The organism is Myroides sp. DF42-4-2, assembly GCF_030326445.1.
Taxonomy (GTDB): domain Bacteria; phylum Bacteroidota; class Bacteroidia; order Flavobacteriales; family Flavobacteriaceae; genus Flavobacterium.
Map to the genome: position 1 here is coordinate 69,190 of NZ_JACAKI010000010.1, position 17,408 is coordinate 86,597.

Genomic DNA, 17,408 nt, shown 5'->3' on the forward strand with positions numbered 1-17,408 from the left:
GCAATAAAAGAAAGAATTGATAAATTTCATTCCTTTTTCGGCGTGTTTTCTAGTAAAAAATTACACCCTAGGCGATCGCTGTATTTTGTTGAGGAGAAAAGGAGGGCAGGATAAAAAATACTTACCTTTGCTTACTTCAGATTTAGGTTATGAACAAAATTTTAAGTATTCAACACAAAGTGTTGAACAAAGTCAATAAACAAACGCTCTCTCAACAGACGGTTTACCCAATTTTACTAGCTATTAGTTTTGGACACTTGTGCAACGATTTACTGCAGGCTATTGTGCCAGCCACCTATCCACTATTGAAAGAAAACTATCAGTTGAGTTTTGCACAGATTGGATTGATTACTTTCTTTTACCAAATGTCTTCCTCGCTTTTACAGCCTTTAGTAGGAAATTATACCGATAAAAAACCCCAACCATACTCTCAAATTTACGGCATGTTGTGTACCACAGTAGGCGTAATATTATTGGCATTTGCCCCTAGTTACCTATGGGTGTTGGTCGCGGTTACTTGTATTGGTATTGGGTCTTCTATTTTTCATCCAGAGTCTTCTCGTGTTTCTTACGTTGCCTCAGGTGGAAAGCGAAGTTTAGCACAATCTATTTTTCAGATTGGTGGAAATACAGGTACGGCCTTAGCACCATTATTGGTGGCTTGGGTGGTTTTACCTAAGGGACAACAGCACTTGCTTTGGTTTGTTGCTGTGGCTATCATCGCTCAGTTCGTGTACTATTTTATCGGTACTTGGTATAAAGGTGTTTTAAGCCATGCAGCAACGAAACAGAAAAAGAAAATACGCATCCCTGAGCTATCTGCTTTTAAAGTGAATAGCGCTATTGTGGTCCTCTTACTTTTGATTTTTTCCAAGTATTTCTACGTAGCGAGTATTTCCAGCTATTTCCAGTTTTATACAATGGATAAATTTGGCATAACAGAAGTGCAAGCACAAGTGTATTTGTTTTACTTTTTAATAGCCGTTGCTTTGGGTACTTTGATAGGAGGGTTCTTAGGGGATAAAGTAGGACGCAAATACATCATCTGGTTTTCAGTGTTGGGTGCAGCGCCATTTACCTTGCTATTACCTCACGTGGACTTGACATGGACGGCCGTGCTCATTGTTGTTATTGGTTTTATTATGTCTTCGGCTTTCCCTTCCATTTTGGTTTATGCACAAGAGTTACTACCAAAGAAAATAGGGATGGTTTCGGGATTGTTTTACGGTTTTGCCTTTGGTATGGGTGGATTGGGTTCAGCCTTGTTAGGGTGGTGGGCCGATCAAACGTCAATTGCTTATATTTATAGCGTATGTGCGTATCTGCCGTTATTGGGGGTAATTGCTTGTTTGTTGCCTAATATGAAGAAAGTTAGGTTTAGAGAAGAATAATTTTGTGTCCTAGACTAAAATTAAAGTAGATGAACTATAGTATTCTTTTTTATATTGGAATTTTAGTAGCCCTATTGGCTTTGGTATCGTGTAGCAGTAAACAAGCAACAGTAGCTTATGCCGATGAATATCAAACGAGTGTTACTGTTTTTCAGGATACGGTGAATCCACAGCTATACTACAACATCGATAAAAATTTACACATGATCGATAAAGACACCGAATTACCAACGAGTAGAGGAGCTAATTAAAGTCAGCTACGTCTAGAACAGTTAGACGTGTATGGAAAGATAGAGTATCCAAAAGGAGTTATCCCTTTGGTAATGATATAAAAAAATCCGATAGGTAAGGCCTATCGGATTTTTTTATAGCGTTATATTGATTTACAATAGTTTTCCTGAAAGGAACATCGCAGCGATAGTAAAGTAGATGATTAAACCTGAAACGTCCACCAAAGTGGCTACAAAAGGAGCTGATGCGGTAGCGGGGTCCATGCCAAACTTTTTAAGTACGAAGGGAATAATAGATCCGGAAAGGGTTCCCCATAGTACAATGAGTACAAGCGAAAGAGAAACACTTAATCCTACATACAACCAATACTCCCCATAGTCGTAGATTCCAGCTTCCTGCCAAATGAAGATACGCACAAAACCGATGATTCCCAAGATACCACCTAGCATTAAGCCCGAGGCAATTTCTTTTCGCATTACATACCACCAGTCAGTTAATTTTAGTTCACCTAATGCCATTGCACGAATAATCAAGGAAGCAGCTTGTGAACCAGAGTTACCTCCACTGGAAATAATAAGTGGAACAAAGAGGGCTAAAACCACTGCTTTTTCAATTTCTTGGTCGTAATATCCCATTGCAGAGGCAGTTAACATCTCTCCTAAGAAGAGGATAATCAACCAACCAGCGCGTTTTTTTACGAGTTCAAATAAAGGGGTGTGCGTATAGGATAAATCCAATTCTTCCATCCCCCCGAATTTTTGGATATCTTCGGTGTCCCGTTCTTTAATTTTATCGAGGATATCATCAAAGGTCACAATACCGACTAAGACCCCTTTTTCGGTGATAATAGGCATGGCTGAGCGATCGTATTTCTCAAAAATATCGAAGGCATCTTCCATGGGCATAGTTGTTACTAAGGAAACAAAATTGTGGTCGATGAGGTCTGCAATTAAGGTGTCCTCCTCAGCCATTAACAATTGACCAATTTTTAAGTCGTCAATCAAAACGTTGTTGTCATCTACAACATAAATATAGTTTAAAGTTTCTGCCTTTTTACCGTATTTTTTGATGTGTTGGAAGACTTGTTTTACTGTTTTATTCGCTTTGGTTTGAATGTATAAAGGCGTCATTAAACGCGCAATACTATCTTCTTTATATCCGATTAGATTTAATGCAATTTGCTTTTCAGTATCGTTTAATAAATTGATAGAATATTTGATTAATTCATCAGGGAAATTTTCTAATAATTCCGTTCTGTCATCTGGCTCTAAGTTATTTAGTACTTCAGCGTAATCTTCGCGCGTCATACTGCGTACAATTTCCTCTTGAATATTGATATCTAAAAATGAAAACACTTCGACCTTTAACTCGGGGGAGAGCTTTAGAAAATGGAGATTTCGCTCTCTTCTTCTCATTTCTGAAATAGCTTCAGCGATGTCGGCTGGGTGCATATCTTTAAAAAACATAGGTAGAATTTTATAAAGTGTTTAACAATCATTTTTTCAATTCACGTGCAAAAGTACAGCTTAGATGTAGGAAATTAAAATTTCTAATCATATTCTAATAATAAAAGTAATCAAAATTATGGGAAATGAGCGTATGGTTTGTTGTGCGGTTTGTTTTTTGTTCCTTGTACGCTAGGTTGATCTACAGTATTCGTCCATCCATTTATTTATTCTCCGATTAAGGTAGAATCAATTGATTTTTTAGTTTTTGCACCCATGTCCTTGAGCTTTTGTACGGAGTTGATCAAGTTGCCTTTTCCTGTGCTAAGCTTGTTGAAAGCGCTGTCGTATTCATTTCGCGTTTCCTCTAGTTTCTTACCTATTTTAGTTAAATCGTTGATCAGTCCTACAAATTTATCGTGAAGTAAACCTGCTTGTCGAGCAATTTCATAGGCATTTTCTTGTTGTTTTTGCTGTCTCCAAATGGTTTCTACTGTTCGCAATGTAGCGAGTAGTGTAGATGGGGTGACTATGACAATGTTCTTTTCAAAGGCTTTGCTGTATAGGGTATGATCTGCATTTACAGCAATAGAAAAAGCCGTTTCAATGGGGATGAATAACAAAACGAAATCTGGACTTGTACCTTTGTACAATTCGTAGTAGTTTTTATCAGATAAGTTTTCAATATGTCTTTTGATTGACAGTATATGCTCTTGTAAGAAGCGATGTTGCTCTTGTGTTTCTGTAGTATTGATATATTGCTCATAGGCCACTAGAGAAACTTTAGAATCGACGACTAGATGGCGGTTATCAGGAAGGTAGATCACGACATCGGGTTGCAGGCGATTGCCGTTTTCGCTTGTATAACTTGGTTGTGTTTTGTACTCTCTGTCTTTTTCCAAGCCCGATTTTTCCAATACGCTTTCGAGAATCATTTCCCCCCAATTTCCCTGCATCTTATTATCCCCTTTGAGCGCTTTAGTTAAATTCAAGGTTTCTTCACTCATCTTGGCGTGTACGTGTTGTAAGCCTAAGATTTGCTGACGCAAGGCCGCATGATGATCAATACTCTCTTTGTGTGTTTGTTCTACTTTTCGTTCAAATAACCCTATTTTTTCTTGTAAAGGAGTCAGAATGCTCTCCATTTGGGTTTTGTTGAGTTGTGTAAATTTATCGCTCTTCTCTTCGAGGATTTTATTGGCTAAGTTTTCAAATTGGACAGCAAATTTTTCCTGTAATTCTAAGGTTTGTTTTTGTTGTATCTCCAACTTTTCTTTGATATTAAGCAATTCCGTTTCGCGAATAGAAATGCGTGCAATCAATTCTTGATTGTCTTGACGCAGTATTTCCGTTTGCTCTTCTATTTTGTTTTTATCTTGTTGCAATTGCTGATTTTGTTGGAGTAAAAAATCTTTTTCAGCCATAAGTTGTAGGTGATCTGAAGTCGTAGCCGTTTTAGGCGTTGTTTTTTTTCCTAAGAGAAAAGCAAGTAGTAAGACAGAAAGAAGTAAAAGACCAATGATAATTTCTTGCGACATAGTACAACAGTTAGATTATCTGTCAAAAATAGAAAATATTGTGCGGTTATGCAGTATTTTACTTGTGCTGAATTTTAGCAAAAACAATTGTTGTTGTGTGTTTATGTAGGCGATCATATTGTTTATATTCTAGCCATTTTAACTTATTTTAATGGAATGTTATTTTTTTGTTGTAAATTAGTATGGATTTAGGATAGGTAGTTCCTATTTTAATTTACCCCATAATTAAAAGTTAATAGATAAAGTAAAAACGTAGTCTGATATGAAAAAAATATTTTATGCATTTTTAGGTATATTCTTATGTGTTTGTGGAATGCAAGCACAAGAAAAAAAAGATGTTGAAGTTGTCACTACAGCCACTATCCAATCAGGAAATGTCACACCTCAAAGTAAAGAATCAACCAATAGTTCACCTAGTAAGGCGGTTAAGAAAATTGTAGATGAAGATGTCATTTGTAATTTTACCTATTTGGATGAAATGAAAGCGAGGAGTAGAGGAGATGTTGCTTTAAGTGAATACAAATTAAAAGAATTGCGAAAAAGCGTTGCGAAAATGACCAATGTAGTAGAAAGTTCAGTATTTATCATCCGAACAAATAAAGGAATTAAAGGAAAGGAATATGAAGTGTGTTCTGGAGGTGTTTACTATAGCTATGTTCCTGGAAAAGGATTTGGCAGAGGAAAATTAAACTAAGTAAAGTAAATAAAGGTATAAAAAAAACTCTTCCTGATTGAGGAAGAGTTTTTTGTTTTTATTTACTTAAGTACATTTTTCTACGAGAATAGATTTCATAAAACTGATCATCTCTTAAGTTGTCGATGAACAAGATACTTTCTCCTGTTGATTTCATCTCAGGGCCCAGCGTTTTATTTACATCTCTAAATTTATTGAAGGAGAATACTGGAGATTTGATAGCATATCCTTTCAATTGTGGATTAAAGGTAAAGTCTGTTACTTTGTTTTGGCCTAACATTACTTTGGTTGCGTAGTTTACATAAGGTTCACCATACGCTTTAGCGATGAAAGGTACTGTTCTTGAAGCTCTTGGGTTGGCTTCGATGATGTACACAATATCGTCTTTAATTGCAAACTGTATGTTGATTAATCCCACTGTTTGTAAAGCAACAGCAATTTTTCTTGTATGGTCTTTGATTTGATTTAAAACAAATTCACCTAAGTTGAAAGGAGGTAACATGGCGTGGCTATCTCCGGAGTGAACTCCACAAGGCTCGATGTGTTCCATGATTCCGATAATATAGACGTTTTCACCATCACAGATAGCATCCGCTTCAGCCTCGATTGCACCATCTAAATAATGGTCAAGTAAAAGCGAGTTACCAGGAATTTGGTTTAATAAATCAATAACGTGTTCTTCTAATTCTTTTTTGTTGATGACAATTTTCATTCCTTGTCCACCCAATACATACGATGGGCGAACTAATAATGGGAAATCTAATTGATCAGCTAACTTCAGCGCTTGATCTGCTGTTTTCGCCACACCAAATTGAGGGAAAGGGATGTTTAACTCTTCTAATAAAGTAGAGAAACGTCCGCGGTCTTCTGCTAAGTCTAAAGCGTCAAAGCTTGTTCCGAAGATTTTGATTCCGTGACGGTGTAATTTCTCCGCTAATTTTAAAGCTGTCTGTCCACCTAATTGTACGATTACCCCTTCAGGTTTTTCATGGCGGATGATATCGTAAATGTGTTCCCAGAATACGGGTTCGAAATACAATTTGTTTGCTGTATCAAAATCAGTCGAAACTGTTTCTGGGTTACAGTTGATCATAATTGTTTCATATCCAGCTTCTTCAGCCGCTAATACTCCGTGTACACAAGAGTAGTCAAATTCAATACCCTGACCAATTCGGTTTGGTCCTGAACCTAATACTACTACTTTTTTCTTGTCTGTAACAACACTCTCATTAGAAACATAGCGCGTTCCATCAGCTTTTTCAATATCTGCCTCGAACGTAGAGTAGTAGTACGGTGTTTTTGCTGGGAATTCAGCAGCACAAGTATCAACTAATTTGAATACGCGTTGGATATCCATATTGTCTCTCAACTCGTGTACTTTACTCTCTAATGTTTTCAACATATGAGCAATTTGTCTATCTGCAAATCCTTTTTGTTTTGCTTCTAGTAACAAATCTTTAGGTAATGTTTCAATTGTATACGTAGAGATTTCTTTTTCCAGTAGGTATAATTCCTCGTATTGTTTCAAGAACCACATGTCAATTTTTGTGATTTCGTGAATTCTACTCAATGGAATTCCGTGTTGAATCGCATCGTAGATAACGAATACGCGGTCCCAACTTGCGTGGGTTAATTTGTCGATGATTTGATCGTAGTTGGTATATCCTTTGCCATCTGCTCCTAAACCATTGCGTTTGATTTCTAATGATTGTGTAGCTTTGTGTAGGGCTTCTTGGAATGAGCGTCCAATTCCCATTACTTCACCTACAGATTTCATTTGTAATCCTAGGGTTCTATCCGCTCCTTCGAATTTGTCAAAGTTCCAACGTGGAATTTTTACGATTACGTAATCTAAGGTCGGCTCAAATAAAGCAGAAGTTGATTTTGTAATTTGGTTTTGCAATTCATCTAAAGTATATCCTAAAGCTAATTTCGTAGCGATTTTAGCAATTGGGTATCCTGTTGCTTTAGAAGCAAGGGCTGATGAACGAGAAACACGAGGGTTGATTTCGATTGCTACGATATCTTCTTTTTCATCTGGAGATACGGCAAACTGTACGTTACACCCTCCTGCGAAGTTTCCGATACTGCGCATCATCTTGATCGATAGATCGCGCATCTTTTGGAAGGTACGATCAGATAGCGTCATCGCAGGTGCTACAGTGATACTATCCCCCGTATGGATTCCCATAGGGTCCATATTCTCGATGGTACAGATAATAACAACGTTGTCATTTTTATCGCGCAATAGTTCTAATTCGTATTCTTTCCAACCCAATAATGCTTTGTCAATTAAAACCTCATGGATAGGAGAAGCTTCAAGTCCTCTAGTTAATAAATCATCAAAATCTTCCGCATGGTGAACAAAAGCAGCTCCTGTTCCTCCTAGGGTAAACGAAGGACGAATAACTAATGGGAATCCAAATTCTTGTGCGATTTCTTTTCCTTGTAAGTAAGAGGTCGCTGTTTTTGCTGGTGCAGCAGGTACATCGATACGCTCTAATAATTGTTTGAACTGTTCGCGGTCTTCTGTGATATTAATCGCGTTAATATCTACACCAATTAAACGAACACCAAAGTCTGCCCAAATTCCCTTTTCATCACATTCCAAACATAAGTTTAATGCTGTTTGTCCTCCCATAGTAGGTAATACAGCATCAATTTCTGGATGAGCAACTAAAATTTCAATAATTGAACGTGCAGTTAATGGCTTTAGATAAATATGATCCGCCATTGAAGGGTCGGTCATAATTGTTGCGGGGTTAGAGTTAACTAAGATAACTTTAATTCCCTCTTCTCTTAATGATCTTGCTGATTGTGAACCTGAATAATCAAATTCGCAAGCTTGTCCGATGATGATTGGTCCTGAACCAATGATTAATACGGTCTTGATAGAAGTGTCTTTAGGCATTTTCTTGTGTTGTTTATTAGTTACTACTTTGCTAAAAAAGTAAGTATAGTGTGTGTGATTTGTATTGTGATGCTTCCAACAAAGTATAAAAAAAGGCGTTACTACCAAATGAGTAACACCTTTATTTATATTTTGATCAAAACATTAATGTTTATGTTTTGTTTCACAAGAAACAGTTAATTTATGTCTTCCTTTAGCTCTTCTAGCAGCTAATACTTTTCTACCGTTAGGAGTAGACATTCTTTCCATGAAACCATGTTTGTTTCTTCTTTTTCTATTTGAAGGTTGAAACGTTCTCTTGCTCATTGCGTTTATCTTTAAATCTTAGTATTTTACTTTTCAAAAAAATCAGCTTTGATATACTTGCGCCAAAACCGAGTGCAAATATATAAAGTCATTTGAATCTTACAAAGTCTTTTTGCAAAATATTTTTATAAACTTGCGAATAGTGCCGAATTCGATTAGATTACTAAGGGAAAAAGGCATGACTTTCGGACAAAGATAGGGAAAATATTTTTTTAGCCTGCGATTTGAACGTAAATGCTTCGCTAGGGCCGTGACTAAGTAGGAGATAGAAATGGGGCATTAGGCTTTCTTAATCAAGCCGTATTCAATAGCTAGGGTAATGACGGAACTCAGATTGGAGGTTTGAAATTTTTCAATCAAATTCTTTCGATGACTGTCCACTGTATGTGTACTAATAAATAGGCGATCTGCGATTTGTTGGGTTGTAAGTCCTTGGGCAGCTTCGACTAATACTTCTTTTTCACGTCGGGTAAGTTTGGGAATGGTGTTCAACCCTGTTTTGTTTTTCTTCTCTAAAACCAGTTGAGTTTGAGAACACAAAAAAGTAGTTTGGTTGTACACCGCATAGATGCCCTGTAGAATTTCATCGACAGATGCATTTTTTTGAATGTAACCCGAGGCTCCTTCCTGTAGGGAACTATTGATCACAGCATACTCATTGTGAACACTCAACATGATGATTTGCATTTCTGGGTGTTTCTTCTTCAGGGGTTTAATCCAATCCAAACTGTTGATGTCCGATAGGTTAATATCCAACAACAAAATGTGAATGGGATTCTTTTTTAAGCCTTTTTGAAGGGTTTCAATAGAAGGATAACATCCTGTGACTTGGATGTTTTCTTGTTTGTTTAATATGTTTTTTAATCCTTCTAATAACAAAGGATGATCGTCCGTTAGCGCTACTTTTATCATGCGTTAATTTTTTGGGAATTGAAAATCAATACTTGTTCCAAGGTTTAGTTCTGAATGGATGTGCAAGTCTCCTTTTAAGAACTGTACTCTCGATTGGATGTTGTGTAATCCCGCTGATTGGGTTTGTTGCACTTGGTCTAGTTCAAAACCGCAGCCGTCGTCTTCGATAGTTACCATATAGGAATATTCATTTTCAACGAGTTGAATAATAATCTGTTGTGGGTTTGCGTGCTTCAATGCATTGTTTACCAATTCTTGAATAATGCGATAGACCAATAATTGTTTATCTTGTTCGAGGGTATGGGTGTAGCCCAAAAACTGTACATCAATATCCAATTGGTCGGAAGACATGCGGTTGGCATATTCTTTTAAAGCTTCTTCCAAGCCGTATTTAATCAATAGATCTGGCATTAGGTTATGGGCTACTCTTCTGAGTTCATCCACGGCATTGTCTAAATGTTCCATGGATTTATCCATCTCCGCTTTGTTGTCCGCTGCTAGCTTATTGTTGAGCGTACTCAGTTGAATTTTTGTACCAGAGAGCAATCCACCTAATCCATCGTGTAAATCCCGTGCTAAACGCGATCGCTCTTGCTCTTGCCCATCTAAAAGCGCAGTAAGTGTAGCAATTTTGGCGTGTTGTTTTTCCTTCTCTAAAGCCAAATTATAAAGCTCCTTCTGTTGCTTCATGCTCTTTGTACGTTGTTTATAGACGTATAGTAAGACAAAAACCAGTATGGCAAATGCTAAAGAAATAGCTAAGAAATATGTTTTTAGTTTCTCTTGATAGGAAAGTGTTTTCTTAAAATGCTGGATATCCAATAATTTGTTGTCATTTTCTAGCTGAGATAACTTAAGCGCTTGTGCGTGAGTTTCTGTTTCTAACTGGCTAATTTCTAATTTTTTGCGTTGGTTTTCTTCTAGTAATTTCAGATTTTCTAATTCCTGAAGTTGCTGTAACCCCAGCGTTTTCATCAATTGAATTTGCTGCTCCTTTTTTTCAGCAGCCAATTGTAGCGTCAGTAATTGTTGTTTTTGTTGTTCTTTTTCGTATTGCGCTTCTAAGCGCTTACTCACTTCCAACTTATCTTGATCGTATATGGATTGATAAGTGTGCAAGTAGAGCTTATTGAAGTATAGTGCTGCTTCGTTATTCCCCTCTGTTTCGTGTAAATATGCCAAACTCTCATAGATGGATAGCAGGGTGTTTTTATCAGGTAAATTGGTGCTATTAATGGACGATAAAGCAGATAATAGATGAGCAGTAGCGGTTTTGGTTTCGTTTTGTTGCAAGGCAATTTCAGCTAAGATTCCATAAGATGATGCTTGGAAATTAGCTTGATTACTTTCTTTTGCTTGTTCGAGTGCTAGGGTAGCGTAGTAGGTCGCCTGCTCCTTGTACTGTTTGGGAAATGCACGTAAGTATAAACTCGCTAAATTATTCGCTACAAAAGCCAAATCCGAGCGAAAGGGAATTAATTCCTGATTCTTTTTGTAGGTTTTGATCGCCTTTTTATAGTAGTTTTCTGCTAAATCTCGGGCGTAAATATTGTTGTTATTCTGAGAAAATTCACTTTCATATAAATAGCCCATCATCATATAAGCATCAAAAAGCGAATTGGGATTGTTTTGTTGAATGGCTACATCAAGAGTGAGTTTGCTGTATTTTTCTTGCAATTCGTAGTCATCCCAACTGGCGTAAATGCTAGTTAACTCTTTGTATGTTGCAGATAAACGGCTTAATTTAGTTGGCGATTGAGGGGCTTTTTCAAACCAGGTAATAGCGGTTAAAAACGATTGAACGGCTTTGGCTTCCTGATCGTCTCTGACATAAATCCACCCTTGGCAATAATTGACATAGGCTTTAATTTCAATGTGATCTATTTCTTTGGCATAGGTTAAGGCTTTACCAATGGCTTTATTCGCCTCTTTTGTCTGCTCATTGAGCTTGGCATTCATCGCCAAGATAGCGTAGAGATAGGCAGCATGGGCCTTGTCTGATTGCTGTTCCGCCAGTTGGATATTCTCTTTTAATAGCAGTTGGGCTTGTTCTTGTCTTTCGTGAAAGTAGAGCGCTTGTGCATATTTTCCAACCAAATCAAAACGCGCATCGCTGCCTGGAACTGTCTTGTCGTATTGTTCCTTATATAAAGTCAATATTTCCTGTCCATACACAGGTGTGGAAACACCATTGAGCATACACCACAAAAAAAATAGAAGAAACGGAAATGAAAACTTAGGAAAATACGACATAGACAATTACTTGGTACTCATTGGGTCAGCAATGTTATTTTTTAAAGGTAATGCGAATTAAATGATGTTCATCGGGATCAATGATGTTATTTAAGTTTTGGTCAACCACAAAGTAAAGATACAATTCTCCAATGCGATAATCTTCCCACTTAATTTCATTGCCATCGATAGTAACACCATCGAGGTTCCATTGGTAAATATCCCATTCTTTTTGTTTGCCTATTTTATTGATTCGGTGATCGCTGTTGGACGCATAATACAAATATTGATGTCCCTCTTCACTCAAAAAGGGAAAGAATTGATTTTTATCAAAGGGAGCAGCAAATCCAGTACCTGGACTGAAAAACGAAATGTCATCAAAAGACATGGATTCGTATTCATTGACAAATTGACTGTTGTCTGTCAACATAGCTTTAGCTGCATAGAATAGTTTCTTTTTATCCTGATAGGGTTTATTTAGAAATTCAATGCTGAAGCGTTCGGGTTTTAAGGTGATGTTTTGTGTTTTTTGATCGATAACCAAGGTTTTTTCGCCTTGTTTAACTACGATGGTTTTTGGTGTAACTTCTTGAGCAAGTGTAATACCCCAAGTACATAGGCTAAGACATAGAGCTAGAAAAAAATTGTTCATAAATAGAAAGCTTGTTAGTTCATACAAAAGTAACAATTAAGCTGTTTTGTTGTACTCCCTAAAAATGATGAATTTGAACGTCAATCAATCAAGCACACCACCTGACTTGTAACACTACCGCATCAATATGGCTTAAACGCGTCTTGTTTATCTCTTTTATTTACTCGTAGCGCAGCGCTTCCACTGGATCTAATTTAGAAGCTTTAATTGCGGGATATAATCCCGATAAAACGGCGACAACTAAGGTGGTGATAAAAGCGGCTGAAATGGCAGACCACGGAATAGCAAAGGAAAAGTGCAACAAGGAAGTCATCAAATAGGCTGTTCCAACGCCGAGTAGCGTGCCTATGAGTCCACCTAGTTGCCCAATAATAAGGGTTTCCGTAAAAAATTGTTGCGCAATCGTCTTTCGCTTGGCTCCAAGTGATTTGCGAATGCCTATTTCTTTGGTTCGCTCTGTAACAGAAACTAACATAATATTCATCAAAGCAATAGACGATCCCAAGATCGTGATCATCCCAATTAACCAAGCCGCTATATTTAGCATGCTTACCTGACTTTCTAAGGAGCGAATCATATCATCACTGCGTTCAATGCCAAAATTAGATTCCTGAGAAACCGCGAGATTTCTACTGCTTCTAAAATCAAGTGTCGCTTGGTCGATGGCTTCATCTAACAAACCTTCTTGTAGAATACCCACTTTGATGGTGTAATTGATGTTGGCTGTATTAAAGATATTTCGGGCAATCTGTATGGGAATAAAGATGCGTTGATCTTCATTCTGTCCAAAAGTACTGCCTTGTTCTTTGAGGATGCCTACGACTTTAAATTTATATCCGCGAATGGAAATCACCTGATCAATAGGCGATTGTCCTTTAAACATATTCTTGGAGAAATCAGAACCTACTACACAGACAAAGTGATTGTTCTTGCAATCGGTATAGCTCAAGGAACGTCCTCTTTCAATTTGTAGCCCACTGTTGGCTAGGTAATTCTCATCTGCCCCTACAATGCTAACCTCCGGATCTGTTTTGACGTAATCGTTTTTTACCTCAATATTCGTTGCCGCATTAAAAGATAGGGAAACGGCAGAAAAAGGATAGCGATAACGCTCTTTGAAGTCAAGCGCTTGGACGTATGTAATTATGGGGTTTTCTAATTGATTATTTTTATTTTTTGCTATTCTACCCGCAGTGTCGTACTGACTGATCGTAAAAGTATTAGCTCCCATGGAGGAAAAATCTTCTACAATGGTGTTCTTTAACGCACTTACTACCGATAGAATACCCACTAAAGCCCATATTCCAATTGCGATAATAAACACCGTAATACAGGTGCGAAGCAGTTGACTCTTTATACTAGTCGCGGCTATTTTTATATTTTCAAGCGTTATTTTCCACATAGTCTATGAGTAGCTGAAAAGAATGAAATGTTACGAGTAAAGATAGAAAAAGAAATGGGATTTGTAAGATAATTGTGCTTTACAACGAGCAACGTGCGAAGAGCGAAGAGCAACGAGCAAAGAGCAACGAGCAACGAGCAACGAGCAACGAGCAACGAGCAACGAGCAACGAGCAAAAAAGCCTTCATCCATCACGCATCACGCATAGCGTATCAAAAAAATACCTATTTTTGTAGGGTTAAATAATTTGAAAATTAATTAAAATGGCAAAGAAACCAGGTATTCCAAAAGGGACAAGAGATTTTTCTTCGATTGAAGTAGCAAGAAGACAATACATTATGCAAACAATCCGTCATCATTTTGAGCATTTTGGTTTCCATCCCATTGAAACACCTTCTTTTGAAAACTTAGAGACCCTAATGGGAAAATATGGAGAAGAAGGAGACCGATTAATTTTTAAGATCTTGAACTCAGGGGATTACCTGAGCAAAGTAGATGAAACTTTATTGGCAGACAAGAACAGCTTGAAGTTGACGAATCAGATTTCAGAAAAAGCGTTGCGTTATGATTTAACAGTGCCTTTTGCGCGTTATGTAGTGATGCACCAAAATGAATTGGATTTTCCGTTTAAGCGTTACCAAATGCAACCGGTTTGGCGTGCAGACCGCCCTCAAAAAGGAAGGTTTAGAGAGTTCTATCAGTGTGATGCCGATGTAGTGGGTTCAAAATCACTATGGCAAGAAGTAGAACTAGTTTTGCTTTACGATCGCGTATTTACAGCTTTAGGTATTGAAGGGGTAACCATTAAATTAAACAATAGAAAAATATTAGCGGGAATTGCAGAAGTAATTGGCGCTAGTGATAAGTTGATTGATTTCACGGTTGCTTTGGATAAATTAGACAAAATCGGTGAAGATGGAGTGAAGAAAGAAATGATGGAGAAAGGCATCGAGGCTGTAGCCATTGAGAAAGTACAACCGTTATTTAATTTTACGGGAACTTTTGAAGAAAAGATAGCTCAATTAGGTCAGCTTTTATCCGAATCGGAGCAAGGAACAAAAGGAGTAGAAGAGTTAGCTTTTGTTGGTAAAGAAATTGCACAAATTGGCTTATCTACAGCAACATTGAATTTAGATGTTACCTTAGCTCGTGGGTTGAATTACTATACCGGAGCTATTTTTGAAATTGGTGCTCCTGATACGGTTCAGATGGGATCGATCGGTGGGGGTGGAAGATACGATGATTTAACGGGAATCTTCGGACTGAAAGACATGAGTGGTGTTGGAATTTCTTTCGGATTAGACCGCATCTATTTGGTGATGGAAGAATTGAATTTATTCCCAACAACAGTGAATGCATCTTCGCGTGTGATGTTTTTAAACTTAGGTGATGAGGAAATGAGTTACGCCATGAAAGCAGCCGCTCATTTACGCGACGCGGGAATTAAAACAGAAATTTATCCCGATAAAGCAAAAATGGGTAAACAATTCCAATTTGCAGATAAAAAGAATATTCCATTTGCTGTATTAGCGGGAAGTGAGGAAATGCAACAACAAAAATACACCGTAAAAGATTTAACCTCAGGAGAACAACAAACGGTAAGTATAGAAGAACTAAAAGAAATGTTGAAATAAAGCGCCATTTCTACTATAATAATAAACAACAAAGCAGTAAATTTTTATTTACTGCTTTTTTTTTTGGACAAAAATCAGCAAGAGTAAGAGATTATTATTCAGTCTCACGATTAGAATGTTAAGATTGGAAAAAAATATTGTACAATGCTTCAATAGATGTATTCTAATTGAGGCATTTCTTATGAAGTCATATTGCAAGGGGATTTAATTTTTTATTAAGTTTTAAAATGTTTATTTTTGCGTTAAAATTAATATAATATAGGTTAAAATTAAATTTTAATATAAAGTATAAATTAAATATTGTGATAAATAGAGTGCCTTTTTTAGTTTTAGTTGTGTTTTTTGGGTTATTTGTTAAAGCTTAAAGTTCTTTTTATTACTATCAAGGAAAAAAGGTTGAGCTAGTATTAGAGAAAACTAGAGTTAATTTTAGGGCAGCCAGTGACTTCGATCGGACAAGATTGGAGCGAAACAATTTAAAAATAACTTCTTTGACTAAAGAGGAAACAACTTATTTTGGTGAGGTTGAAATTATCAGTGGAGAGTATCAGAAGACTATTAAGGAGATCAAAAGTGTTAAAGGTGTCCAGTTATGCCAATGGTTTTTATGAGGTACTGTTGTACTGTGATGGAAGTTTAGTAGGAACACAACGATTAATAATCAAACATTAAGTAAAATGAAAAAAATAGGAATACTACTTTGTCTATTGTTCGGCTTAGGAGCTTGCAATAGCGATGATAATCAAGGGGAGTTCCAAAATACCCCCTTAGTTATTGAAAATATTTTGAATAGCTATATGTCAAGCAGATTGGATGTGGGAGAAGGACGAGAGCATCGAGTTATACACAATGCGGAAGAATGGCAAGAATTGCTTAACCATATTTCTTATTTAGAATATGGAAATAGTCATACTACTAGTAAATTAGAAGCGGTACAACTTAATTTTAACAACGAAATAGCATTAACTGTAATTGATGAAGTAAAAAGCAGTGGAGGACATAGTATAGATGTTGTCAAGGTGGAAGAACAGGAGAAGGAAATTGTGATCACCATTGATCGTTTACATAAAGGAAATATTACATTGGTAGAGACTCAACCTTTTCATATTGTCAAAATCCCCAAAAAGAATAAACCTATTGTTTTTTTTGAAGTTGAGGATGAGTTAAAATAAAAAGATTAGTTCTATTTTTTCTAATAGAGAGTGCTTCAAAAGGCGCTCTCTATCTTTTTAGATAATTTGTTTTGGCTATTAAGACTTATATTGTTTAATTAACACAATTAATATATGTTTGTTTCGACTGTTTTAGAAACTTATAAATAATTTGAAGATGAAAAAAAAGTACAATAATGCAATTGAGAACTATTTATTTTATCTTTTTTTTTGCCCTTTTTGTCTCGTGTTCATCTGATCATAACGTGGACGATGTAAAGCATACCAAAGATTCTATAGCTATGATTTACGATGATGATTTTTTGGATTTCAAAGAAATTAGAAAAGGAAAATACACAAACGAAAATAGAGAAATAATAGGTTTTTTTATTGAATCGGAACTAATCCTTGATTCCATTCATAAAAACAAAGTTCTTCTTGTTTTTAGAACAGATTTCAACTCTCATATAAAGTTTGAAGGTATAGAATTTTCACCATTTACGTCAAATCCTTTAGATCCAGAAAAGATCTTTGCTTATGTTTATCAATATACTGATTCTGAATCTAATTCGCCTTTTACTATTGATTTGAGATTAGAAAACAATAGAGTTAAAGGTAAGTTTGAAGGTTATATTCACAGATCAAATGATCCATGGGATAGGAAGTATATGACGCCTATTTATTTGTCTAATGGTGAAATTGATGTAGATATTAACCAGTTTAAGTAATGTTCTTTCGATATAAAAATAAAAAAGCTCCTTGATTGGAGCTTTTTTGTTTGAGCAGACAAATGCAAAAATAATATGCTTTTGCTGTACTGAAGCAGTGTTAATTAGTAAGAGATATAAAATAGAACAGTACAAAAAGGATATCCATTGAATTTGACTCAATGTATTCCTTTTTGGATTG

At 36.4% G+C, this 17,408-nt stretch carries 14 protein-coding genes; 6 read left to right on the plus strand and 8 right to left on the minus strand.

Going from position 1 to position 17,408, the window contains the following annotated elements; translation table 11 throughout:
- Positions 1 to 149: 149 nt before the first annotated feature.
- Together HX062_RS09140 and HX062_RS09145 are read left to right on the plus strand one after the other, a co-directional pair.
- Entirely contained in the window at positions 150 to 1,391 is a 1,242-nt protein-coding gene (locus HX062_RS09140; RefSeq protein ID WP_286467180.1) for an MFS transporter, read from the plus strand.
- Between the two features lie 29 nt (positions 1,392 to 1,420).
- Positions 1,421 to 1,642, plus strand: a complete 222-nt coding sequence (locus HX062_RS09145; protein ID WP_286467181.1) for a hypothetical protein — start codon at positions 1,421 to 1,423, stop codon at positions 1,640 to 1,642.
- 132 nt (positions 1,643 to 1,774) lie between these two features.
- On the opposite strand, the gene mgtE is transcribed toward HX062_RS09145, so the two are convergent.
- Both mgtE and HX062_RS09155 read right to left on the minus strand, forming a co-directional pair.
- Positions 1,775 to 3,088, minus strand: coding sequence for a magnesium transporter (mgtE, locus tag HX062_RS09150; protein ID WP_182628250.1), 1,314 nt, complete (start codon positions 3,086 to 3,088; stop codon positions 1,775 to 1,777).
- Between the two features lie 206 nt (positions 3,089 to 3,294).
- A complete protein-coding gene (locus HX062_RS09155) occupies positions 3,295 to 4,605 on the minus strand; it encodes a DNA recombination protein RmuC (RefSeq protein WP_182628251.1) in 1,311 nt (436 codons plus the stop codon).
- 262 nt (positions 4,606 to 4,867) lie between these two features.
- On the opposite strand from HX062_RS09155, the gene HX062_RS09160 reads away from it, so the two are divergent.
- Positions 4,868 to 5,299: a hypothetical protein gene (locus tag HX062_RS09160; protein WP_182628252.1), complete on the plus strand. Its 432-nt coding sequence runs from the start codon at positions 4,868 to 4,870 to the stop codon at positions 5,297 to 5,299.
- Positions 5,300 to 5,357: 58 nt separating this feature from the next.
- Here the strand turns inward: HX062_RS09160 and carB are convergent, their stop codons facing one another.
- The 6 genes from carB to HX062_RS09190 all read right to left on the minus strand — a co-directional run bounded on the left by carB (position 5,358) and on the right by HX062_RS09190 (position 13,714).
- The gene (gene carB / locus HX062_RS09165; protein WP_286467182.1) at positions 5,358 to 8,210 is read right to left on the minus strand and encodes a carbamoyl-phosphate synthase large subunit; all 2,853 of its coding nucleotides are present in this window, start codon (positions 8,208 to 8,210) and stop codon (positions 5,358 to 5,360) included.
- A gap of 144 nt (positions 8,211 to 8,354) precedes the next feature.
- Positions 8,355 to 8,516: a 50S ribosomal protein L34 gene (rpmH, locus tag HX062_RS09170; RefSeq protein ID WP_002990519.1), complete on the minus strand. Its 162-nt coding sequence runs from the start codon at positions 8,514 to 8,516 to the stop codon at positions 8,355 to 8,357.
- A 279-nt stretch (positions 8,517 to 8,795) separates the two neighbouring features.
- Positions 8,796 to 9,428 carry a response regulator transcription factor gene (locus tag HX062_RS09175; RefSeq protein ID WP_182628254.1) on the minus strand — a complete coding sequence of 211 codons (633 nt, stop codon included), beginning with the start codon at positions 9,426 to 9,428 and terminating at the stop codon, positions 8,796 to 8,798.
- Positions 9,429 to 9,431: 3 nt separating this feature from the next.
- The gene (locus tag HX062_RS09180) at positions 9,432 to 11,681 is read right to left on the minus strand and encodes a tetratricopeptide repeat-containing sensor histidine kinase (protein WP_286467183.1); all 2,250 of its coding nucleotides are present in this window, start codon (positions 11,679 to 11,681) and stop codon (positions 9,432 to 9,434) included.
- A 34-nt stretch (positions 11,682 to 11,715) separates the two neighbouring features.
- Positions 11,716 to 12,312: a hypothetical protein gene (locus HX062_RS09185; protein WP_182628256.1), complete on the minus strand. Its 597-nt coding sequence runs from the start codon at positions 12,310 to 12,312 to the stop codon at positions 11,716 to 11,718.
- Between the two features lie 160 nt (positions 12,313 to 12,472).
- Positions 12,473 to 13,714, minus strand: coding sequence for an ABC transporter permease (locus tag HX062_RS09190; protein WP_182628257.1), 1,242 nt, complete (start codon positions 13,712 to 13,714; stop codon positions 12,473 to 12,475).
- A gap of 263 nt (positions 13,715 to 13,977) precedes the next feature.
- Between HX062_RS09190 and hisS the strand changes: the two genes are divergently transcribed.
- The 3 genes from hisS to HX062_RS09205 all read left to right on the plus strand — a co-directional run bounded on the left by hisS (position 13,978) and on the right by HX062_RS09205 (position 17,227).
- Positions 13,978 to 15,348 (plus strand): histidine--tRNA ligase, encoded by a 1,371-nt coding sequence (gene hisS / locus HX062_RS09195; RefSeq protein ID WP_286467184.1) that lies wholly within the window; start codon positions 13,978 to 13,980, stop codon positions 15,346 to 15,348.
- 677 nt (positions 15,349 to 16,025) lie between these two features.
- A complete protein-coding gene (locus HX062_RS09200; protein ID WP_286467185.1) occupies positions 16,026 to 16,520 on the plus strand; it encodes a protease complex subunit PrcB family protein in 495 nt (164 codons plus the stop codon).
- Positions 16,521 to 16,696: 176 nt separating this feature from the next.
- On the plus strand, positions 16,697 to 17,227 hold the full coding sequence (locus HX062_RS09205; protein ID WP_286467186.1) for a hypothetical protein: 531 nt from the start codon (positions 16,697 to 16,699) through the stop codon (positions 17,225 to 17,227).
- Positions 17,228 to 17,408 lie beyond the last annotated feature (181 nt).